Origin of the sequence: Legionella gresilensis (genome assembly GCF_900639865.1) — a bacterium.
GTDB lineage: Bacteria > Pseudomonadota > Gammaproteobacteria > Legionellales > Legionellaceae > Legionella_C > Legionella_C gresilensis.
Genome location: NZ_CAAAHX010000004.1, coordinates 1 through 23,037, shown reverse-complemented (window position 1 = coordinate 23,037; position 23,037 = coordinate 1). Strand labels below are relative to the sequence as shown.

Here is a 23,037-nt window from a genome sequence, read left to right as displayed (position 1 = left end):
TAGCACCTAAAATTAAATAAAGGTAGTTTTCAATGAAGATATAAATTTAACATTTATCACCAGTACTAGCTACTGAACAACCTATTGCATTAAACCTAAGTTCTTTTATTTATAAGCCAATAGCTTTAAGTTAATTATTATAAAAATAGGATAAAATTATGTCGACAATGAAAATATGTAAGAAATGTGGTGCAAAAATCGAAATTGAGGATATGGATAATTTGGAGCCAATTCAAGAAGTATTGCCCCAAGAAGATGATACTATTGAAGATATCAATGATTTATGTGAAGAGTGCGCGCATCAACAAATGATGCATAAAAGTTAATTTAAGAAATAACGCAGTACCTAAAGGTACTGCACTAATTAAATTAATTAAAATTGTCCGGTACCAGTACGATCATCGCGGCTAGAGAGGGCGGTATCATAATAGCGAGCAATAGAATCACTCCACATTTTATCTGACATATTAGGCCAATTATCTTTATCGAAGCCAGGCGAGTTTTTTAACTGTTCTTCATTTAAAGGAATTTGAAAGCAGTCGCGATCTTTATTGTAAGAGAAAATACTCCAAGGCATTGCAAAAAGCTTATTACCTAAGCCTAAAAAACCGCCATAACTTAGTACAACGTAACTTACTTTCCCACTTAATTTATCAAGCATTAAGGCTTCAATTTTGCCGAGATTATCACCCTGAATATTCTCAACTTTAACTCCAATTACATCATTAGCATTTACAACATGGTTAGTATTCATTGTAATCTCCTTACAGTAGTTACAAATATATCATTTGAGATAACTTATTATTTTTTCTTTAAGTTATGTATAAATTATATGTATTTTGTGGGATAGAGTTTGACAAAAAATACTTCGTTCCTTTATGTCAAACTCACATTAATTACCGCACCGCAATTGCAGAATGAACTGCTCGTACGCCCCTTATATTTTTTGCTAAGCTAGTAATATTAGCTCGTTCTCTATCGTTATCTACTTCACCAGTTAAATAAACTATTCTATTTTTTGTTTCGACTTTAATTGGCCAATATTCAACCGCTTTCTTACCAAATAATTTTTCTTTTAAAATGGCACCTTTTACTTTGGCGGTAAGCATGGTATCAGTTAAAGGTGCTTTACTATTAGTTACAGATAGGTGATCGGCATTAACACTTTTAACGCCCTCCACTGACTCTGCTAAGGCAAGTGCCCGCTCGTATTGCAAATCACTTTCTAATTTACCTGTTAAAATAACTTGTTGATTCTTTGTTTTTACTGAAATTTTTGTGCCAGGCACTAAATGAGATTTTAAGTAAAGTGCTTTAACTTTAGCAGTGATTGCTGTATCAGTAATGGCATTTTGTGTCACATTACTGTTTCCGTGTACGGCTGCTTCAACGGCTAGAGGAGACATGGTTGTCAGAGCAAAAACGCCACATAATAAACTTTGTTTAAACATAGTCACTCCTTATATTATTTAGACCGGTCCTTTTTTATAGAAAATTTTAGTCAATTTTATGGTGAATATTCTGTCCAATTTTTTATAAATTTAATTGTGACTATTTAAGCTAACATTGTTGTGACAAGAATGTCAAGGCCATGATAAAGGAAATTAATATATTTATTTATCAAGTATAGCTAACTATTGTTTGAGCTTAATCATAAAGAGCTAACCGTATTCATTATGTTGGTTTTAAGGTCAACGGCTTCCTTTTATAAGAAGTTATGATGGACTAATAGGTGATTAAAAATTTTACAATTCTGCCATCTTACTTCTCGAGTATATGCTATGTTTATATTTAAACAGTGATATTTAATTATGAAAAAATATATCTTTTATGTGGGTATTTTGTTCTGCTTTTGTTTTGGTATTTATGCAAAAAATATAGAAAATTTTAGAGATAAAGTTGTACAGCAACAAATTTTCTTAGATGAGCAAAATTTTAGCACAGGGAAAATTGATGGGCACCGAGGCAAGTTTACAAAACAAGCCTGGAAATATCATGAATCATTTAAACCTTTATACTCTGAAATGGATTTTCCTTTACCCTATACCGTTTATCTTCAAAAGAAAGTCTTAGTTAATGACAATTTTAATTTAGAAGAAGCAGCTACAAAAAGTACGGAATTTACTTCAATATTTCAATGTTATAAATTACCGCAACCAAAGCCTCTTAATTCACTCTATACTTTTTATACTATAAAAGATGATGATAAAAATTATTTAGGCTCTATTCCAGAAAAAATAAGAAAACAGGCAAAGAAGAAAGCCTTACCTTATGAAAATTTAGCAGAGTTTATTGCAGAGCGTTTCCATACAGACGTTGATTTTTTAAAAGAAATTAATCCTCATGTTAATTTTAATAAATTAAAACCGAATGATAGGGTAAAAGTCCCAAATGTGACCCCCTTTGTTATAGAAAGCCTCACACAAACAGGAGTTTCTAAACATGTACCCTTACCTAAAAGAATTGTAAAAATAAACACGCGCAAAAAAACGCTTCTGGTTTTTGAAAACAATAAAATTATTGCTTTTTTTCCTATAACCCCGGGCTCACAAGAATTACCTGCTCCTAAAGGAAAATGGAAGATTAAAAGTATTAGATATCTTCCCTGGTTTAGATACGATAAAAGGATGCTTAAAGAAGGTAAGCAAAGTGATAATTATCACAATCTTCCACCGGGCCCAAATAGCCCAGTAGGTGTGGTGTGGATAGGTTTAAATAAAAAAGGGATTGGAATTCATGGTACCAATGAACCAGAAACCATAGGACGTTCTACAAGCCATGGCTGTATTCGTCTAACTAATTGGGACGTAGTGAAACTTAGTAAGTTAATAAAACCTGGCATGATTGTAGAAATAAACTAGGATTTTTTACTTCTATTATTTTAGGCATAGATAAGAATTTAAACCTAATTAGTTACCTTATTTAAATTCCATTGTGTTTGTGATTGCTATTTAATTTAGTTAATTAAAATTAAATTTGCACATACAGAAATAAATATAATATAGTGATTTTAAAGTTTAATGAATAAGTCAGGTATTTAATGAAGGGAATCTTAGCACCTATCTCAATCTTGTTAGTAACAAATATCTTTGCGATGCCTTGCTCCTTTGATGAAAACAAGCAGTGTAGTTTAGTAAGAAATATTTTAACTGATAAAAATGAAGAGGGCTTAAATTACTATGCTGCTACAAACTATGATCATAGGAAATCAGGCGAAATTAATGTCTATGATTCGTCCTTGGTATCTTATTACTGTGATAACGTTAATGAGCCAGGTCAATTAAAATTATCGGCAACTAAAGTAAATAATAATTATTGGAAAGCTGGTGAAATAATGACACGCCGTGATCTTGAGGCGCCTCCTTATAATGCTACGGTAAACTCAACTGTTTGGGATACAAGTACTTTATCGCATGGCTATCTTGAAGTAGTTGCTAAGTTACCACGCTGTGAAAGCAGTGATGATGGACTATGTGAGGCAAGAGCTAATCCAGTTAACTATCATAGTGGTTTATGGCCTGCAATCTGGCTTTTACCTACTAATGACAAACAATGGCCAACGAATGGCGAAATCGACATTATGGAAGCTTACCCTAAGAATACAAGCTTTGACATAATGACCGCTGCCCTACATTTTAATGGTAAAGATCCACGCTGCAATGGCGGCGATTGTAAAGGGCCAGGTTATCGATTAATCAGAAAGAAAGAAGTTGAACGGTTGTATAATGATTTTCATAAATGGGGTTTTGAATGGAATAAAGATCCTCAAAGCACCAAAGGTGGTTATATTATTACAGGTTATTATGATAATAAAAAAATTTGGGGGCCCTTAAAAACTGACTCATTACCAGCAGATGGTGCTAATGCCTTAAGTAGAGGTTTTAATGATAAAGAGGGTGGTTTTTATTTAATAGTTAACCTAGCCATTGGTGGCCCTTATGCTGGACCGCCTAATCCCCATATAAAAACGGCTAGTATGTTTGTGCAAAGTATTAAAAGCTATAAAGTTGCTACGCCTACTTTATGCAAGCCTCCCGCTAATATTTCCGCTAGTTATACTAAAGATAAAAAGAGTATAACCTTGAAGTGGCAAAAGCCAGAAGGAAGCCTCAATATTACTAACTATCAAGTTAGAAACTGGATGCAACAAACCCTGTGGGAAGGTAAAACGTTAACTTGGACAGAAAATACTTTACCAGGCAGATCCGGGAAATTTACCTATTATTTAAATTCTCAATGTGGGGCAGAAGTATCAGAATTAGTAAAATACGAGGTTGTTATTCCTTAATCTTCTGACCGCTGAACGGTAATAATAAACTTAGCAATGAACTAGATTTAAGTGCAGACTAAAAAGTTTTTAGAAGAAGTAATGAACACTGATATAAGAGGATAATTTTTATTTTATTGAAAGTCGAACTTCCCTGTTGCAATGAAAGCCATTCGCTTTCAGCTTATTTTTTTAAGTTGAAATGTTAGGGGGAACTTGCACTAGAGTTATTAGAATATTGGCTTAACTCATCGTTTAAATCACTTACTTTTTGTTTAGCTGCGTCAAGATATTGGGTTATCTTACTGAGAAACAAATAACGTTCAGGGCCGCCATCACCATTATAATTTTTAGCATCTTTTTATAGGATTTAAGTTTCTCTTGTGCTTCAAGCAACTCTTTTTCTATTTATGCTCTTGTTCTCATATTAAGTTTAAGGCTGATTATTAACGATCTAAAATGCCGACTATTTTATAAAAAAAGAAACTATGGGTTTATTTTAATAAAATTGTGCATTAGGAAGGAAGTATAATATAGGCTCTATATTTAAATAATAGATTTATATAAAAGTCCTAAAGATAAGTAGCATTTTATTTTAGTATTATACTAAATAGAGAAAAATCGTATGCAATTGTCAAAGATAGATAATTTTTGAGATAGTTAAAACCACAAATCCTATAAACTTATTATTACTTTCTACTACTTCTATTTTCAATATTCTCTAATTTTTGATAAATAGACTCTAAAAGAATTTCAATTTTTTGCAATTCTTTCTGCTCTGCTGCTTCTTCTATCTCATGCTGTTTTTGCATAGCGTCGACAATAACTGCAATAAATAGATTTAGTACGGAAAAAGTTGCAATCAATATATAAGTAACAAAAAAGATCCAAGCATAAGGATAAATTTCCATTACTTTACGAACAATATCAGGCCATCCTTCCATTGTCATAATTTGAAATAAACTAAAAAGAGAAGCCTGTAAACTGCCAAAATACTCAGGAAAATTTTGCCCAAATAATCTCGTCGCCATGACACCAAAGACATAGAATAAAATAAGTAAAATGCCAGCAATAGAAGTAATACCAGGTATTGCGTTAACTAAGCCTTGAATTACACGTCGGAGCGAAGGAAAGGCAGATACGAGCCTCAATACTCGTAAAACACGTGCAGCCCGTAATACTGTAAAAGCTTGGCCTGCAGGAATCAAAGATACAGAGACAACAATTAAATCAAACATGTGCCAGGGATTAGTAAAAAATTTCTTACCTAATGCTATCATTTCTAAACTAAGTTCGATGACGAATAAAGTTGTAAAAGTGTTATCAAGAAAGGTAAGTAAGGGGCCATATTTTTGAGTTAAAGTAGGATAAGTTTCAAGACCTAAGACAATAGCATTAAGGACTATTAATATAATAATAAAATTATAAAACCAACGACTGTTAATAATAACTTTTAGCTTATCCATAAGAGCACTTGGTGCCTGTGTTATTAACTATTACATTTCATTTAACACATAATAGAGAGTGATTCCATCGTTACTCTAACTAATTAAATTTAATTATGTAACTTATTAATAGCCTTAACAAGTTGGTTATTAATATTAAAAAGGAAGATATTTATTATTTTGCTATTTAGTAACTGTAACTTAATCAGCATTTTATTTCGTACTATGTTTATAGAATCTTTACTATTTTAAGTTATTGAAAGCACTAAATAATCAAATTTTGATTAGAATTGACCAATATTTAATTCTTTAGGCAAGAGCATAGTTTAGGTCTTTATGAAAAAAATAGATTGTTTCTTAAACTCACCCCTCGAAGAATTAGCTGCGAGTGATCCAGTTAGATATACTCATTTACTTTCTTTAATTAAGTTAAACGAGCTCATTACCAATTATAATAAAAATAGTGGTAATAATAACAACAGTGTTAGTGAGTGTGATCCAAGTGAAGAATTAAATTTATTAAAACAAATTGAAAGTCAAGTTAGCGTAATTTCCGAAAACTATAAAAAAAATCCTGTTTTCGATGATGAGAATTATCGACGTTTTTTTACCTGGCGAGCTCAGATCAAGATTCCTTAGCAGCAAAAATAGAAAAGCTAATAGAGCTAAACGCGCCGCATTTAAAAGCTATCTCATCTCCACCAATGCCTAGAATCTGGGAGAAACAGACTAAACCAGGATTTTTCAAGCGAGACCGTTCAGTACAGTATAAACGAATAGATCCATTTTTAAGCAATGTTTATAAAGCAAAAGAAGAAGCTGTTAAAGCAGAATACCAAAATTCAGAGGTGAATTTAAAATTAGTAGAAAGACTTCTCCAGCTTGAAAAAGAAGTATTAGATATATTAACTAACGGAATTCCGGCAAAGAAAAAGAAAATGCCTGGGAGATTTTATTACCTTCTTAATCAGATAACGGCTGCACTAAAGAGATTATCTGAAAATAATCCAAAGCCTGATGAGCTAAATAAAATTAACGAAGAATTAGCAAAGATTTTTATCGATCCATTTGAAGAAGAGGGAAAACGCTTTAAAGAAATAATGGTTAATCTTCTTTCAGCACAAAAAGATTTCGCCCATAATGGTTATAATCTTAATTATCTAGGCGGTAATAATAATAGAAATTGGTTAGCCACAAATGACTTAGATGGGAAAATATATGTCGTTCGCGTAGAAAAAGCGGATGATCCACCCACAGATTATTTATTATTAGAGAAAGCTAAAGAGAATAAAGAGATTGCTAAATTTATTGCCAAAGATGTTTATTATTATCCTACAGCTCCAGTAGAAGCTTTGCACGATAGATGTTTCAACTTAGCCATATCAGAATATTGTCCGCGTGGAAGTATTATGGATTATCGGGACTCTATTGATGCGCGTGATTTATCTTTTATCTCTGCTGAGATTGTTGATATTACTCGACAGTTAGCAACCATGGCCCTGGCTTTCACGCAACACGATATTGCTTATATGGATATAAAGGCTGAAAATTTTTTAATCCGTGATGACGGAAGTGTTATTACAGCTGATTTAAAATCAATTGTATCTATGGAAAAGGGTCATGTTCGTAGAGATTTAATTGTGACTACGTCGTGTAACTCCGCACCCGAGCAACGCCTAAAATGTTTAGAGCTAATTAATGCCAAACAATTTATGGTCTAGCAATTTGGCCTTGTATTATATAACTTGGCTACCAATCAAGTAAATAAAGATACACTGGTTGATCAATTACTAACCGATAATGATATAGAGAAAACACTTGCTTTAGATTTTTCACAACCTATTTTTAAAACCCCAGTAGGGGAAAAATTAGCTCAATTAATTACTAGCTTGATTAATAAAAATGGTGATGCAAGGCCACAATTAGAAGAGATAATAGAGGCCTGTGAGTCCTTACAACATTTAATTGCTAAAGTAGTTATCCAACCAGCGTTAGTAGACTATGAAAAGCCAGAAGATGGATTATTAGAGGCAGTTGGCGCATATTCAACTATTAAACCTTAGGGAGAATTAAGATGATTATAAACTTGCCTGTCAATTCTTGGGACGACTTATTAAACAAGTTAAATATTACTAAAAGTAATCGTAATGACAAAAATCAACAAGAAGTGCTTGTCTTATGGTGCAGAGAGTTTGTTAAAAGTGATTTTCAATTTGTATCTCTTGGCGCTACAGAAGATTTAGTTAAACGATGTATTGAATTAAATAATTATCCTTCTTTATCAGCCATTGATAAAGAAACTAGCAAAACGGTTCTTCAGGAAGCTGCTACTCTTGGATATGATCAATTTTTAGCTGAAGCTTTGAAAATTGATTCTGAGCATATTAATCTTGCAGATGAACATGGAAATACAGCACTTCACTTTGCAGCAGCACATTTTCATTTTAAAACTGTAGAGTGCTTAGTAACTTATAAAGCCAATCCAAACTGCATTAATACATCTAATAGCTTACCTATTAACCTAGCTGCAAGAAATCCTATTTCTGATCAAACAAATTCTAATCGAGATATTTTTTTATACTTGTTACCAAAAACTGATATAAGTTTATTAAATTTAATAAATAATAAAAATCAGAGGACTTTGATTTTAGACTTAGTTGTTTTAGATGACCCTGACTTAATAATGGAGATTTTAACAAAAAGACCCGATTTAAAATTAGCTGAAATTTTTAGTCACGGTAAGCAAAATATTCTCCACTTAGCTATTATACAAAGGGCTAATCGTATAGTGAAAGAATTTATAACCAATCCTACACTGGCTCGGCAAAAAACAGCTAATAACTCCACAATTTTGCATTTAGCAGCGCGTTACAATAAAGAAATCATCTTAACTCTGTTAGAAGAAGATACTTTAAAAGAAGTTATTCCTCAGTTAATAAATGTTCAAGATGAACATGGAAACACAGCCTTACACTATTTGACAGAAAATAAAGAGCCATCCGACGATACAATCATTGATAAGCTAATTGAAGCTGGCGCTGATGAGAATATTTCGAATGAAAACGGCAATGCGGCAATAGAACATAGCCGACGCTCTTTTTCTATATAAGAAGGCTTTAGGTTATTTAGGCTAGTTAAATTAATGCTAGCATGCAAAATGATATAAATTATGCTAGCCTAAATTTGACTAGCATAATTTAATAAATTAGTGTCTACCCGTGAAATCTCTAACTGCTTTTTCAGCTTCATCACGAGTGTAGCCATAATGTTTTTGTAGTTTGCCAAAAATTTCTTGTTGGTTACCTTCTAGCTCACGGAAATCATCATCAGTTAATTTACCCCAAGCTTGTTTCATTTTACCTTTTAATTCTTCCCAGTTACCTTCAAAAATATCTTTATTCATAATATTTCCTCATTGTGGTTTAGTTTAGAATTGATCAAATACAACATGATTAAGGTATCAATAATCAATCTATGTAGTAGTTAACCTTGTTTATCTATTTAAATCAAGTATTTAAATCTATTTAGGTAAATAATTGACGAATATTATCAGGTACAGCAACGGATTTATTGAGTTTATAATCAACCCAAACAATTTTACTTATGCCTTGTGCCATTAGAGTGCCTTCCTGAAATAAATCGTGATCGATGATAAAACTTGAATGCCCAAGGCTGTGGATACTACTATTAAGCGTTAAAGTTGCTGGGTAAATAACTGGTTTAAGAAAAGTACAAGCAACATGAATAACAACAGGGCCAGTAGGCTCTTCTAAGTTAAAATTTAAGCTAGCGAGCCATTCAATGCGAGCTTCTTGGAAATAATCAAAATAACGGGCGTTGTTAACATGGCCAAGCGCATCCATATCTCCCCAAGCAATAGCAAAATTTTTTTGATAAACTGCAATTTTTGAATTAGTCATGATAAATCCATAGGATCAACGTCAATGTTCCAACGTATATCTTGTGATTGTTTAGTTATTTTTATCCACTCTCGCATAGCCGTCAATGATAAGTGTAGATGTTTGCGTGAGGAAGATTTTATGAGAAGTTGCATACGAAATACATTTGCTTTACGCGCCAGTGGCGACGGTGCCGGCCCTAAGATTTGCAAAGATTGCTCACTTAAGTAATTTTTAATTGACTTTAAAAAGTGTTCAATACGTTCATTTTGCTTATGTTGAGCTCGAATAACAGCTAAATAATGATAAGGTGGTAAAGCAGCCTGCTTGCGACTAGTGAGTAACATTTTTGCAAATTCGGCATAGCCCTTTTGAATCAGTATGTTTAATAAAGGATGGTGAGGTATATGAGTTTGAATAAGAACTTGCCCTGGGTTTTCGGCACGCCCGGCGCGGCCTGAAACTTGCGTTAATAATTGGCCTAATTGCTCAATAGCCCGAAAATCTTGATTATAAAATCCAAAGTCAGCATCTACGACTACCACAAGCGTGAGTTTGGGAAAGTGATGTCCTTTCGCTAACATTTGCGTGCCAACTAATAATTGCGCTTGTTCATTCTTAATAAGCTCAAGTCGATGCTCAAATTCATTTTTTTTGCGTATCTCGTCTCTATCGATCCTTAAAATTTTAGTGTCTGGAAAAACAGTTGCTAAGTAATCATAAAGTCGCTGAGTACCAGTTCCAATTGGAATTAACTCGGGATTTTCACATTGCTTACACATGGTCGGAATTGCTTGACTTAAACCACAATGGTGACAAATTAAACGGTGGCTGTGCCGATGTAAGGTCAAATGACTATCACACGCTCGACAATCAATCATAAAACCGCATGCATGGCAAAGTAAAATAGGCGCAAAGCCACGTCGATTAATAAAAACTAAAACCTGACTTCCTTGATTCAAATGATGAGCAATGATTTGTACTGATCTTTCAGCTAAGCCATGATGGATACTTGCTGAACGTAAATCAATTAATTGATAATTAAGTGGCTGTGAAGTTAATGCTTTATGGTTTAGCTGTAAAAGAGAGTATTTTTTCTGACGGCAATTATGCAAGCTTTCTAAGCTTGGTGTTGCTGAGCCTAAAATAATAGGAATATTGGCTTGATACGCTCGCATAAGTGCTGTATCACGGGCTGAATAACGGACATTATCCATCTGTTTTAAAGAAGGATCATGCTCTTCATCAATAATAATTAATCCCAATTTAGGCATGGGCGTAAAAATTGCAGCGCGCGTACCAATAACTAAATGAGCAATATTATGCATTGCAGCATACCAAGATGCATATCGTTCGCTTTCATTAAGATTGGAATGTAAGGTAACAATTTGTTTATCAAAGCGAGCACTAAAACGCTTCAATAATTGTGGTGTTAAACCAATTTCTGGTACTAGAATTAGAACTTGCTGCCTACGAGCGAGGACTTCAGCGATAACCTGCAGATACACTTCAGTCTTGCCGCTACCTGTTATACCTTGCAAAAGAAAACAATGATAGCTTTCTAAATGTTGTTTAATTGCCGACACAGCCATGGCCTGCTCAGCATTAAGCGTTAGAGGCTCAGTTTTTAAACAGGGTAAATTAGGTAAATCAAATACTTGCTCTTGGTGAATAATATTTAGTTGGCTAAGTTTATCTAATTGCGCTTTAGTAAAACCAGCTTGAACTAATTCCTTTTTCGTTATAGTTTTTTTTTGCTTAGCTAAAAAATCAACTAAGGCACGTTGTTTAAGCGCATTTTTTCCTAACAGACTATAAGCTTCATCTGTTGTTTTGGTAAGTATGTAAGATTCTATAAGAGGCGCTTTAACAGTGCAGACCTGACGCAGTTTTTTAGGTATTGCTAAGGGTAATACTTCAGATAAAGGGGCTTGGTAATAGGTACTAATCCATTGGCATAAAGCAAGTATTTCAGCGCTTAAAATAGGTCGTTCATCAATAATGGTATGAATTGGTTTAAGGGGCCTATCTAATTTAGACATTGTGGCTTTACCAACCACAATACCTAAACGCTCCTGTTTGCGAAAAGGCACCCAGATACGTGTGCCAATTGCAGGAGAAACGTTAGATGCGGCGACATAATCGAAATAATCATGATTAGTATGAGGTATACATACATGACAAATAGTAATCACAAATATTTCCTTTAAACATTATTAATTAATGTGAATTCGACATAAAATATATTTGCTATATTTTATGTCGAATTTGTTTATGTTTAATCTAGATCCCGTACAAATGCTTCGCATTTTATGGGATAACGTTCGTTTAGCGCCATAAAAGAGCCTAGGTCTCTTTTATGGCGAACTCACGTTAATTAGATTGCTTTACCCACTCGTGGCTTGCCGATTGCCCAGGAGCCGAAAAAACTTTTACAACAACCTTTTCTATTCGATGTTTAATTAACTCTTCATCATCTTTGATAAGTTCATTAACAAACCATCTAGATAATTCTTCAACAGTAATATTGGTTAAAGGTAATAAAGTAACATCTTCTTTTAAAAAAGGAATTTTCTTTTTATTAAACATAAAATAATAATATTCCTCATCTTCACTCATGGTTAGAAAAGGCGAATAGGTAGGCATTAGAAACGTTTGATTAAGAAAGCGACATAATTTGTGTATCCGATCTTTATAATAGCGATAATCAAACGTCATGCCATTTTCTTCAACCCAGGTTGTTAATGCAAGATAAACACCATACATGTGACCATGCAATGGTTCTCGTTCAGTAGCAGAGAAAATAGTTGTATGGCCTGCGGAAAATTTCATTGATTCTTTTTGTAATTCAACGGTAGTTAGGTATTTAGTCATTTATAAGCTTGCTCTTTTATCTTGTAGTTGAAACCCAGTTAAAAACACATCCAAATTTTTAGTCAATGCCATTACTTTGAATAACTCACCCATTTCGCTAGGTAATGTCAATTTTTTTACAGCTTGAGTTGCGTTAATACGTGCCCGTTTATCCTCTATTTCAGCTAATAAGCCTAACAAATCATTAGCAAGTAAAAAAGCAGCTTGATTTGTATAACCAGCGACATGTAGATCAGCCGCACAAGCTGCTTCTGCAACATGAGTAAAGTCAATATGAGCCGTTATATCTTGTTCACCTATATGCGCTAAAAAGTTAGTATGAGCTTGATGTTTATAGTGACACATCAATGTTCCTTGGCTCCGATCAGGATGATAATATTCATGCCTGGGGTAACCATAGTCAATCAAAATAATAGCACCTTGATTAAGTATATTAGCTAGTTGCCTTAACCAGCCTTCAACAAATAAATTAACCTCTGACTGATAGGGCAGAGGCAGTTTCGGCAAGGCACTTTTTAAGTAATCTTGCAGACGTAAATTTGCAGTCGGTTTAAAAATCTCAACTAACTCATCTTTTTCATTTACAGTAATAAAACTTTCTAAGAGGTTCTCTTCAGTTTGTAAAAAACGATGCACAGGCATGGCATCTAATACTTCATTAGCTATAACAATACCGTTAAATGGCTCGGTTGGCCATTGAGTAAACCACGTTACTAAATGAGCTAAATGACTAATCTCTTGTTTAATTAAATTACTTTGCTCGGCTTGTAGAAAGCCACTCACTTCTAAAATGTAATAGGCTGAAGGTAGACAGTTTAATTGTTCCAAGCGTTTTAATATATCGACACATAAGCGACCTGAACCGGCCCCAAATTCAAAAATAATAGGATTAGGTAATAAAGGAATAATTTGCCTGCATTGATTAGCAAGTGTCTGGGCAAATAAGGGCGTTAATTCAGGTGCTGTAATAAAATCACCTTCAATACCAAATTTAGGCAAGCCAGCGCTGTAATATCCAGTCTCAGGATGATATAAAGCAAGTTGCATAAATTCAACAAATGGAATTTCTTGGTGCTGTTGTAAATACTTATACAATAAGCTTAATGAATTCATTGTTAATCTGCTTAGTTAAAACGAGGAAACATACCTTGATTTATGATAACAAACAAGTTAATGAGGTTGCATTAGTGACAGGTGCTGCTCGACGTATAGGAGCGGCTATTGCTCAGCAATTGCATCAAGTAGGCTTTAACGTTGCTATTCATTGTCAACATTCATTGAATGAGGCCCAACTGTTAGCCAATTTTTTAAATAAGATAAGGCCGGAAAGTGCTCATGTTTTTCAAGCTGATTTAAACCAACCTCATGAATGTAAGGATTTGATTAAGCAGGTATTACAATGGGGAAGTAAATTAAATATGCTTGTTAATAACGCTTCCGTCTTTAAAAAAACCAATGTTAATGAGGTTAATTTAGATGATTGGCAAACTCTTTTTACTGTTAATGTGCAAGCTCCATTTCTCTTAAGTCTTGTAGCATTTCCTCATTTATCTCTACAGCAAGGTGCAATTATTAATATTACCGATATTCATGCTGACAAACCGTTACGTGACTATGCGGTTTATTGTCAGACTAAAGCGGCCCTCGCTATGCAAACTAAAGTGTTAGCAAAAGAATTTGCTCCCCATGTTCGCGTTAATGCTGTTGCGCCTGGCGCAATTGTTTGGCCTGAAAAGGAAAATGCTTTAAACCTTAAAGTACAAGAACATATTATTTCTAATACCTTATTAAAGCGACATGGCGATCCCCGCTTTATTGCCCAAGCTGTTGTCTCTTTAATTAATAATCCTTTTATTACCGGACAAATATTAAATGTTGATGGTGGTAGAAGCATTAGCTAATTATAGATAATTAACAAATTAAATTTCTAAAAAGATATAATACAAAAGTAAAAAAATTCATCTTCTAAAATGATTCTTTGAAGACCTTTTTAACTAAAAGAGGGCCTCTTAGCAAAAATAAAAGGGACTTTCCTTTAGGAGCCCTTGCTGTTATTAAAGAGGTCCTCAATATACATCAAGACCTTATAATTTTAGGACCTCTTTCAAAAGTTAACATTTTTTCTTACTAACCATCTTGAATTTTGATAAGAATCAAATAAGTGCTTTTGGTACTAAAGATTTTCTTTTCAATAATACAGCTAAAACTACATTTAATTAAGCTAAGAATAGCTTGATGATGTTGGTATCAAAAAATTGCAATATTTATCTGTAAACATCAACTGAAGTCGGTCCTTAGCATTAAATAAAAGAAATTTTAGAATAACTTTTCCATTGCGAGAAAATATGATTACCCTTAGTCCACCAACGTCCAACATAAACTTGTTTATTATCGCGTGCTTTACGAAAAATAAGTTTGCTATCTTTTGTAAAAAACAACTCATATAGAGAGTGACTCTTACAGGTATGACCTACAATAGTATTATTAGTCACTAAATTATTTAATTCATTCGCTGTAAGTGGCTTACTTTCCTGTAAAAAAGCATCAATTTGTTTAGGTAGTTGATTAAATTGCAGTGATGCATGAGTAATACTATAAGCCACTAGATTAACTGTTAATAATATAATCCATTTATTCTTAATTAATATTATATGTATCTATTCTTTGAATAAGCATATTGTTACTACACTACATTATTTATTATGTAGTAACAATATTGATTCGAAAGATGGTTACTAGACTATCCTGAAGTACTTGTGTTATTACTGTAAATAATAAAAATATCAATTTGGTAATAGAATATTTATCTTCAATTTTAACTATCTGACAATAACTGCCAACCTGATAATTCTACAAATCCCTATCTTTGCCACAAGCGCTCTAGAATTATCTGCCTTAGGGTATTCTATAATAATAAAACGTGAATTAATTTTTTAATATAGGACATCAGGTATAAACTTCATCGTTAAATTGAGCTCTGCTATAGAACAAGATTAAACTTACAAAATTGTGGTGCACAACTATATAGACCAATCATTTCTTCTGAGTCGCGGTAGAAGATCGTCTCATGTTTGCATACCAATGCACTTATTACATACTCATTACATACTCACGTTTATCAATTAAAAAATTTTAAATGCCAGTGGAATATATACTTAAATTGTCGAGAAAAATTACCCACATTTTATTGTGTGGGTAAATAGTGCATAATTTCTAATTTACAATTACCTAGGTTTAACAGCTGAATGGGTAGCTTCTCCCTCTTCATCAGAGAGGGGGGTAAATTGTGGGGCTGAGGATGGTTTATGAAGTTTATGATGGTAAAAGCCTGCATATCCCATAATATGTTTTAAACAGTCTACATTTACATATCCCTCAAAAATTTCTTGAGCTGGGTGTAGGTTTTTTGGATCGGCTGCGTATTCTGGATGTGTTACAGCTGCAAATGTCAGGGCCGGTTGCAATAACATGTCCTTTAATTCCCGATGCGCTTCCTTTAAATCTTTCTGAACTTTGTCAAATTCTTTCCATAAATCAGCGGGAGTTTTTAAAGAGGGATCATTAGCGTTGTTGTAATACTGTTTATATTGTGCCATTTTTCTATAAAGATCTCCGAATAGAGTCCTTGTTAAATTTTGCATTAAATTGTCAAAGTTTTTAAAAAATTTAAAGAGAGATTCAGTATTACTTTTATTTAAATCATTTTTAATTTCTTCTAAGAGGATTTCCCCCAAGATCTCCAAAAAGTGGTGGTTGTTTTCCGACATACCATTTCGAGTTGGGTTCAGGTTCTATAAGTGGAAATCGAGCATGAATGACCGTTTCGACTAATTGAATTAATTTCTCGTGATGCGCTTTCATTGTTGCCCCTAAAGTATTGAACCAGGTATATTGTAACATTTGATTGTTAAAATAATACTAAATTAGTACAAAATTAATACAAAAAGTTTATGCAGGAGAGAAATTCATCACCTAGTCGCCTATTGCTTATGTATTTAAAGTAGATAAGGGTAAGCCTTGTAAAATAATTTTTTCATTAAAGGCTCACCTTTTCGAACATAGCAGATTTTCAGATAATACTTTCTGAAGAAGTCTAATAGCTATAAGTCAAATTTTAAACTAATAAATCTTTAGTTTTTTATTTTAAAAGTTTAAATTTTAAGTGGTTTTATAAGCTCGAGTTGTATATACTTGATTTGTTGAGTCTATATTCTCTTCTAGCTGATTTTGTTTTTGATAACTTTCTTTAAATTTAGCATTATTACAAGCTATTTCGGCATTCTTTCCTAGTATAATATCCTGGCGTATCTCTGTTAGCTCTTCTGGGTTTTTTATATCTAAACTTTTTAGCAACTCAAGATCATCTCCCATTCGTTTAATTAGCCAGTTCATAGATTGAGTATCAAAAGAATATTTATTATTTCCAAAAGGGCAAAACCTACGCTCCGCACACGCTAAACATAGCTCCACTAAAGCGTCTCTTTTTTTAGTTAAATCGTTATTCTTTACAAAAGATAAGGCTAATAGATTAAGAAGTTTTTTATTGATTATGTCTTCCTTTTTGCTAGCACTTTTAGCCAAGTATAAATTACTACTAGTTTTTTTTTTGCTTCTAAACCTCCGTTAATATTTAATACTTGTTTCTGTACCTCTTCAGAAGCATAGTGAATTATTAAATTGTTATTACCTATCAGTTCTTGTTGGAGTGATGGATCTGCATATTTTAGGAATTCAGTGCTTTTATCTATAAATTTCCTTTGAAGCGATTGATTTGCATATTTTAGCAACTCAAGTCGATCTTGTATTAATTGTTCTTGCGCACTAAGATCTAACGTTTTAAAATAATGTTTTAGAATTGGTATTTTTATATGTTTATTAATGTAATCAACTAGGTTCCCTGAAAATATACGATTATCAATAAGCGCTTTACAAATTTTCTCTATTTTTTTCATCTAATAGTGATTCTATAAATGTTTTAAAGAGTAATTTATCTTTATAAATATCTTTTATCACTTCTGAAAGCAGTCCTTTAGACGTTAACTTAATCAGTGCTTGAAAAAAATTAAAAAGATATGCCTCTTCGGAGGGATACTTATCTTTATTTTGCAATAAGTATTTAAAAGCTTCAATTCTGTCCTTATTGCGCATTTGTTTGTAAGTTTCTTTTGGATCATTGTTTCAAGCGAATGCTTCGCTGAATTCACTGGCACCTAAATTCGATCGTGAAGATATAAGCCAGGGCGAGCGCGGTGTCAAGCTTGTAAAACGAACCATCTCTAATAAAACCCATCAAAGTAAAACCGATCCTGATGCAAGTTTAGCCTTAAAAAAAGGCGCGCCTCGCACCTTAAAATATAAGGCGCATGTCTGCATAACAAGTCAAAGTCGCATTATTTTAGACATTAAAATAACCACAGGTGCCGTACATGACTTACAACCGTACCTTGAGCAGCTCAATGCGATTAAATCAATTTTAAACCAAGATATTAAAGAAGCCATCGCTGATCGTGCTCACGGTTCAGGACATATTATTGCAACACTCAAATCAAGGGGTATTACCACCTATATTTAGTACCCGTAGCGGCGCCTCACAACGAACAGTCACACCAGGCTTCTATTATGATGCACAAACTAATCACGAACTTAAACCAGGTAAATTATTAAAAAATGATTACACGCCCTACCATTCTCGGGTAACACATTGTCAAAATTGCGTGCCATACCCATTTTGATTTATTTTAACAAGTAACATTGGCTATGCAGACAACCTTATTCAAACAGAAACTAGTAGAAAGACTCTCAAAAATTGAAAGTGTCATGAATGAGTTGAAAAACTATCATTGTCTGGCGAAGGCTAGATATCGAGGCATTAATAACGTGCAGATGTAAGCTTATATGGCAGCGATTGCTATCAATATTAAACGGATAGTTTTTTTATTTTTTATCAATGGTCTAATACTGCTTAAATGTAAACCACCTTTTGCAACAGGCCGGGTCGTTTTTTGACACTTATACTGAAAAGAATTTTATTTATTTGAGTTATACCAGTTAAATATAGGGTAATATATAAGTTAAATTTTAACTTCTTATCCAAAAAAAGGCCGTAATCGTTTTATAGCAGCGCGCTGTTCTAACTGCTCAGTAGTCATTGGATGATCAAACTGTTTGATAGGGTAATTAAGATGTGGGTTATAAGTACTTGGTATTGAATGAAGTATTTTTGAAGTTTCTTTTAGCAAAGCATTCAGTTGATAATCTATTAAAGGCGCTGTATTGACTTGGCGATAAAGTTGCTTTGCCCGGCCAAGACCATGAATGATGGCTTGGTGAAAGCGTGAAATGGGTCCTCTTAATGCAGCAATGTAATCAAAAAGAGGTTCTCCAGCCTGTAGTTTTAGAAGTTGTTCGATTTCTGGATCTAACTTGTGAAGTACTTCTAGAAATTGCTTTTGTTTAGAAAGAAGCTTGGACAACTCTTTCGTTACAAAGTAAGGCTTTTGAGAGTTTTTGTCTTTTAATATAAAAGAGGAATGACTATTTTTGTAACGAGCAACGATTTTAGAAAGAGAGCCCGTTAATATAGCTAAAATATTTAAGATTTGTTTTAAATCTTCATTTCCTACAGCATAGGCTAATCGATCCGTATTCATTTCAGCTGACTGCTGAGCTTGGATTCCAAGAGAATAAAGTAAATTATGATCTAGCCTTAACAAAATACTCAAAGCGTCTTCACAGCTTAAACGATACTGCAGCGTTAATTGAATGTTTAGAATTTTATTTCCATCAGAAGAGTCTTCCTTATCATTATCAACTGTCATTTGTAGAATTTTACTTAGAATAGATTGAGTCTCATTAAGATATAAATTAGACTCACTGATTAAATGGTTAATATTGTTAGCTATACTATTCACAGATTTCAGACTTATGTGTTGATGTGGTGACCCAGTAAATTGGACCTGATTTTTTTTCAAAATTACTTATATTTTCCAATGTTGTTGAAGTAATACTCTGTATTGCCTCTTGTGTAAAAAAACCTTGATGACCTGTAATGAGCACGTTTGGAAAGGTTTGCAGCCTACAAAATACATCATCATTAATGATTTCGTAGGAATGATTTTCAAAAAACAAGGATTCCTCTTCTTCATAGACATCAATTCCAAGATAACCTAACTTTTTGCTTTTTAGGGCCACAATAACTGCTTTTGTATCCACCAGTTTGCCTCGGCCGGTATTAATAAGCATTGCCCCTTGTTTCATTTTTTTTAAGGCTTGAGCATCGATTATATGAAATGTATTGTCATTTAAGGGACAGTGTAAGCTGACTATATCCGAATTCTCTAATAACTTATCTAAACTCACATAGTTGACGTCAAGCTTTATGCACTCTTCATTTTGTTGTGGATCGAATGCAAGAATTTTGCAGCCAAAACCATTAAGAATTTTGGCTAATGCAGTTCCTATCTTTCCTGCACCAATAATACCGACTGTTTTTTTGGATAAGTTAAATCCCATTAGTCCATTGAGAGAAAAATCACCTTCCCGTACTCTATTATGGGCATGATGAATTTTTCTATTAAGGCATAAAATTAACGCCACGGTATGTTCTGCAATGGCTTGTGGTGAGTAAGAGGGAACTCGGCATACACTAATTCCTTTCTCCTGGGCATAAGTATAATCAATATGATTATATCCTGCAGAACGCAAGGCAATTAGTTGAACACCTCGCTCATAAAGTCCATCGATTACTTTAGAAGTAATGGAATCATTTACGAAGCAACAGACCACCTCCGTTGGTGCAACAGCTCCAATGCTTTCTGAATTCAAATGAAAATCAAAATAACTAATTTCATGGAGGTGTAGCTGATTTATTTCATCAAAAATGGAGCGTTCATATAGCTGCGTACTAAAAAAGGAAACTTTCATAATATTTACGAATAAGGTTAAAGGGGTTTTATCGGCATTAGCACTAAAGTCTTAGTTTTTTATTATATACAAACTATAAGATTAAAGAAAATTATGAAGAAATAGTTATTTTTGATTTTTTAGCTTTTAAAAATCTAGATTATTGGTTGAAGGTAATTATTTTTCGAAATGGCATAATGTTGGACCCAGCGATAAGCAGTCGTGTGATCTAATCCAAGACCGCGCTCCGGTATCATTTCCTCTAAATCTCGATAACTTATACCGTACTTACAGTACCAGCGTACAAATTGCAGGATTAATTCGCCATGAAAGTGACGCCATTTGAATGCCACTGCTTTAATTGAACGCATTTTTTGATTCTATTATTTAATCAATTTAAATTATAAACAAATGTCGTTTTTGCAACAGAGCCGAAATATTATCTAGTAGGTTAGTTAATAATAATTTTGCTCGTTTGGAGAATGAATAGTCTTTATGATTTACTCAACTTCCATCACCTGCTGGCCTAACCAGCTGCGCTCAATAGAACCTATTCCATTTTTGAAGAATCCTATAAGCAGCAATTTAAAGTTACTAATACTGATAAAAATTCAGCTTATGGCCAAGCTATTAGATGGCGTCAATTGTTTTATTTGTCAACTGCCTAAAGAATTTCACATAAACTACATATTCCTTTTATATATTTATGTTTCATGAGGCCTACTATTATCCTAAATTATCTTAAAAGGATTGATTTTTATAAATCTTAAAAGATAGCTAAGGTACTATTTTGAATCTACGCAAATTTCTACTGTAGTCTCGAAAACGGTCGTTTTCAGAGGCTCTATCTAATCTATTATTAATTTAATAGCGCTTAATATGTTAAGTATATTTTTAGACTAGTGTTTGATCTCATTTTTAGGTATAAAAACCTGAGCCTTAGGATTCCATCCCATTTTCTTAGTTTCATCCGCTTTCTTTTCTAATAAGAAAAACGGTGGTGGTGGAGGCGAGCTTACTGAGGTGGTTGAATTTGCTAGTTGTACACAGCCCTTCTCCCAGTGTTTAGTAGCCAGGCCATAGTTACTACAATATGTTTCAACGACAGTTTTCATAGCATTCTTGTGTGCCATTGCACTATGATTTCCTGCACCAAAGATAATTTTGTTTACAGTGGTGGTATCCTTAAAGCCTTCATTAAGTAGTAAGGAGGCAGACAAATAATCTAAGCTATGTAAATCGACAATACCATGATTCAGATGCTTTAGCTTAAGTTTATTAACAAATAGCGTTTCTACTTCTTTAATAACTTGATTAGGTTGGCCTTGATTACAAGTAGGAAAAAGTGCTTTTAAGTGGCGACAAATAATCTCTAGCGCTGCTTCATTAGTTGTGTTCTTGGCAAGTTTAAGGTAACTAGAGACGGTCATTGACCATCCTAAAGGTTGATTTTCATACGCAAAATCTGCTGGCCGTTTGGTAAAAAGCTGCTCTAAAAGTCTGGGAAGCTCTTTAAAATCGCCCATGTTTTGTAAGCCATACAAGGCATTACCAAGTTCTTGGCTATTTAATTTAGCATTGGAGGCAGTTACTTTATGGGTTAGAGCAAAAAGCAGCGCTTGCACGGCGTCACTTTTAGCATCCATATTTTGTAAGCCATACAAGGCATTGCCAATATGTTGGCCACTTAATTCGGCATGGGAGGCCTGGACTTTATGGGCTAGGGCAAAAAGTAGTGCAAGCACGGCATCCCTTTTAGCATCCATATTTTGTAAGCCATACAAGGCATTGCCAATAGTTTGCCCATTTAACTCGGCATAGGAGGTATTGACTTTATGGGCTAGGGCAAAAAGCAGCGCTTGCACGGCGTCACTTTTAGCATCCATATTTTGTAAGCCATACAAGGCATTACCAAGTTCTTGGCTATTTAATTTAGCATTGGAGGCAGTTACTTTATGGGTTAGAGCAAAAAGCAGCGCTTGCACGGCGTCACTTTTAGCATCCATATTTTGTAAACCATACAAGGCATTGCCAAGTTCTTGACTATTTAATTTAGCATGGGAGGCCCTGACTTTATTGGTTAAAGCAAAAAGCAGCGCTTGCACGGCGTCACTTTTAGCATCCATATTTTGTAAGCCATACAAGGAATTGCCAATATTTTGCCCATCTAACTCAACAGTGGAAGCATTTATTTTACTGGTTAGGGCGATAAGCACTGCTTGCACTTCCACTGTGGCTGGAAGCTTTTTTAATCCCTTAAGACAGCGAGTAAAGCTAATGGCGCTCCACGTAAATCGACCGCTATCTAATGCTTTATCTAAAATAGCTTCTGGTAGTTGTTTTAGATCACTTAAAAATTGTAATTGCGAGTAATCAGTAACCTTACCTTGATAGCAGTCAATAAGAGGGCAGTCTTTATCGTCCATCCAGTCTGAAAGCGCTTTTGCTGAAGTAAACTTGGGTAACATACAACTTCCAACTAATAGAATGGTAATTATAATAACATATTGAGTTAAAAATAGTCAATAAGACTGTAATTTAAACAAAAAACTATATTTCCCTTTATAAAATTTATCTTATTATTACCCTGGCGTCTAAAAGTTGATTATTCCCAAGCAGTATATTTCGTTTCACTTTTCTAAAAGAAGTT

General features: G+C 33.7%; 24 protein-coding genes and 1 pseudogene. 9 read left to right on the top strand and 16 right to left on the bottom strand.

Going from position 1 to position 23,037, the window contains the following annotated elements:
- Positions 1-158: 158 nt before the first annotated feature.
- Complete coding sequence (locus tag E1P04_RS17585) at positions 159-326, top strand: hypothetical protein (protein WP_165482687.1); 168 nt, start codon at positions 159-161, stop codon at positions 324-326.
- A gap of 47 nt (positions 327-373) precedes the next feature.
- On the opposite strand, the gene E1P04_RS05425 is transcribed toward E1P04_RS17585, so the two are convergent.
- Both E1P04_RS05425 and E1P04_RS05420 read right to left on the bottom strand, forming a co-directional pair.
- Positions 374-754, bottom strand: coding sequence for a PRC-barrel domain-containing protein (locus tag E1P04_RS05425; RefSeq protein WP_131781916.1), 381 nt, complete (start codon positions 752-754; stop codon positions 374-376).
- 142 nt (positions 755-896) lie between these two features.
- A complete protein-coding gene (locus E1P04_RS05420; RefSeq protein WP_131781915.1) occupies positions 897-1,451 on the bottom strand; it encodes a BON domain-containing protein in 555 nt (184 codons plus the stop codon).
- A 360-nt stretch (positions 1,452-1,811) separates the two neighbouring features.
- Between E1P04_RS05420 and E1P04_RS05415 the strand changes: the two genes are divergently transcribed.
- Both E1P04_RS05415 and E1P04_RS05410 read left to right on the top strand, forming a co-directional pair.
- Complete coding sequence (locus E1P04_RS05415) at positions 1,812-2,861, top strand: L,D-transpeptidase (RefSeq protein WP_131781914.1); 1,050 nt, start codon at positions 1,812-1,814, stop codon at positions 2,859-2,861.
- 179 nt (positions 2,862-3,040) lie between these two features.
- A complete protein-coding gene (locus E1P04_RS05410) occupies positions 3,041-4,288 on the top strand; it encodes a glycoside hydrolase family 16 protein (protein WP_131781913.1) in 1,248 nt (415 codons plus the stop codon).
- 668 nt (positions 4,289-4,956) lie between these two features.
- Here the strand turns inward: E1P04_RS05410 and E1P04_RS05405 are convergent.
- A complete protein-coding gene (locus tag E1P04_RS05405; RefSeq protein ID WP_207385987.1) occupies positions 4,957-5,733 on the bottom strand; it encodes an ion transporter in 777 nt (258 codons plus the stop codon).
- 315 nt (positions 5,734-6,048) lie between these two features.
- Between E1P04_RS05405 and E1P04_RS05400 the strand changes: the two genes are divergently transcribed.
- The 4 genes from E1P04_RS05400 (at position 6,049) to E1P04_RS05385 (ending at position 8,821) form a co-directional block, all read left to right on the top strand.
- Complete coding sequence (locus E1P04_RS05400) at positions 6,049-6,351, top strand: hypothetical protein (protein WP_131781912.1); 303 nt, start codon at positions 6,049-6,051, stop codon at positions 6,349-6,351.
- A 65-nt stretch (positions 6,352-6,416) separates the two neighbouring features.
- A complete protein-coding gene (locus E1P04_RS05395) occupies positions 6,417-7,433 on the top strand; it encodes a protein kinase family protein (RefSeq protein WP_131781911.1) in 1,017 nt (338 codons plus the stop codon).
- A gap of 24 nt (positions 7,434-7,457) precedes the next feature.
- Positions 7,458-7,775 (top strand): hypothetical protein, encoded by a 318-nt coding sequence (locus tag E1P04_RS05390; RefSeq protein ID WP_131781910.1) that lies wholly within the window; start codon positions 7,458-7,460, stop codon positions 7,773-7,775.
- Positions 7,776-7,786: 11 nt separating this feature from the next.
- Positions 7,787-8,821 carry an ankyrin repeat domain-containing protein gene (locus tag E1P04_RS05385; RefSeq protein ID WP_131781909.1) on the top strand — a complete coding sequence of 345 codons (1,035 nt, stop codon included), beginning with the start codon at positions 7,787-7,789 and terminating at the stop codon, positions 8,819-8,821.
- Between the two features lie 96 nt (positions 8,822-8,917).
- On the opposite strand, the gene E1P04_RS05380 is transcribed toward E1P04_RS05385, so the two are convergent.
- From E1P04_RS05380 to E1P04_RS05360, 5 genes are all read right to left on the bottom strand, one after another.
- Positions 8,918-9,115, bottom strand: a complete 198-nt coding sequence (locus tag E1P04_RS05380) for a CsbD family protein (protein WP_131781908.1) — start codon at positions 9,113-9,115, stop codon at positions 8,918-8,920.
- Positions 9,116-9,236: 121 nt separating this feature from the next.
- Complete coding sequence (locus tag E1P04_RS05375) at positions 9,237-9,632, bottom strand: acyl-CoA thioesterase (RefSeq protein ID WP_131781907.1); 396 nt, start codon at positions 9,630-9,632, stop codon at positions 9,237-9,239.
- A complete protein-coding gene (locus E1P04_RS05370) occupies positions 9,629-11,806 on the bottom strand; it encodes a primosomal protein N' (protein ID WP_131781906.1) in 2,178 nt (725 codons plus the stop codon). The genes E1P04_RS05375 and E1P04_RS05370 overlap by 4 nt, the downstream gene beginning before the upstream one ends.
- Positions 11,807-11,984: 178 nt before the next feature.
- Positions 11,985-12,485, bottom strand: a complete 501-nt coding sequence (locus E1P04_RS05365; protein WP_131781905.1) for a 6-pyruvoyl trahydropterin synthase family protein — start codon at positions 12,483-12,485, stop codon at positions 11,985-11,987.
- A complete protein-coding gene (locus E1P04_RS05360) occupies positions 12,486-13,598 on the bottom strand; it encodes a class I SAM-dependent methyltransferase (RefSeq protein WP_131781904.1) in 1,113 nt (370 codons plus the stop codon).
- Between E1P04_RS05360 and E1P04_RS05355 the strand changes: the two genes are divergently transcribed.
- Complete coding sequence (locus tag E1P04_RS05355; RefSeq protein ID WP_131781903.1) at positions 13,589-14,386, top strand: pteridine reductase; 798 nt, start codon at positions 13,589-13,591, stop codon at positions 14,384-14,386. The two genes, E1P04_RS05360 and E1P04_RS05355, sit on opposite strands and share 10 nt — an antisense overlap.
- Before the next feature lie 399 nt (positions 14,387-14,785).
- Here the strand turns inward: E1P04_RS05355 and E1P04_RS05350 are convergent, their stop codons facing one another.
- The 4 genes from E1P04_RS05350 to E1P04_RS05335 form a co-directional block, all read right to left on the bottom strand.
- The gene (locus E1P04_RS05350) at positions 14,786-15,088 is read right to left on the bottom strand and encodes a hypothetical protein (protein WP_131781902.1); all 303 of its coding nucleotides are present in this window, start codon (positions 15,086-15,088) and stop codon (positions 14,786-14,788) included.
- A gap of 621 nt (positions 15,089-15,709) precedes the next feature.
- Complete coding sequence (locus tag E1P04_RS05345) at positions 15,710-16,252, bottom strand: hypothetical protein (protein ID WP_131781901.1); 543 nt, start codon at positions 16,250-16,252, stop codon at positions 15,710-15,712.
- A gap of 391 nt (positions 16,253-16,643) precedes the next feature.
- Entirely contained in the window at positions 16,644-17,066 is a 423-nt protein-coding gene (locus E1P04_RS05340; RefSeq protein ID WP_131781900.1) for a hypothetical protein, read from the bottom strand.
- Positions 17,033-17,437, bottom strand: a complete 405-nt coding sequence (locus tag E1P04_RS05335) for a hypothetical protein (RefSeq protein ID WP_131781899.1) — start codon at positions 17,435-17,437, stop codon at positions 17,033-17,035. The genes E1P04_RS05340 and E1P04_RS05335 overlap by 34 nt, the downstream gene beginning before the upstream one ends.
- A gap of 221 nt (positions 17,438-17,658) precedes the next feature.
- Between E1P04_RS05335 and E1P04_RS05330 the strand changes: the two genes are divergently transcribed.
- A complete protein-coding gene (locus E1P04_RS05330) occupies positions 17,659-18,057 on the top strand; it encodes a transposase (RefSeq protein WP_131781898.1) in 399 nt (132 codons plus the stop codon).
- A gap of 514 nt (positions 18,058-18,571) precedes the next feature.
- On the opposite strand, the gene E1P04_RS05320 is transcribed toward E1P04_RS05330, so the two are convergent.
- The 4 genes and pseudogenes from E1P04_RS05320 to E1P04_RS05305 form a co-directional block, all read right to left on the bottom strand.
- Entirely contained in the window at positions 18,572-19,396 is an 825-nt protein-coding gene (locus tag E1P04_RS05320; RefSeq protein ID WP_131781896.1) for a hypothetical protein, read from the bottom strand.
- Entirely contained in the window at positions 19,389-20,408 is a 1,020-nt protein-coding gene (locus E1P04_RS05315) for a 2-hydroxyacid dehydrogenase (RefSeq protein WP_131781895.1), read from the bottom strand. Before E1P04_RS05315 ends, E1P04_RS05320 begins: the two co-directional genes overlap by 8 nt.
- A 170-nt stretch (positions 20,409-20,578) precedes the next feature.
- Positions 20,579-20,758: pseudogene (locus E1P04_RS05310) on the bottom strand (IS6 family transposase); the annotation flags it as partial.
- 528 nt (positions 20,759-21,286) lie between these two features.
- Entirely contained in the window at positions 21,287-22,855 is a 1,569-nt protein-coding gene (locus E1P04_RS05305) for a hypothetical protein (RefSeq protein WP_131781894.1), read from the bottom strand.
- Positions 22,856-23,037 lie beyond the last annotated feature (182 nt).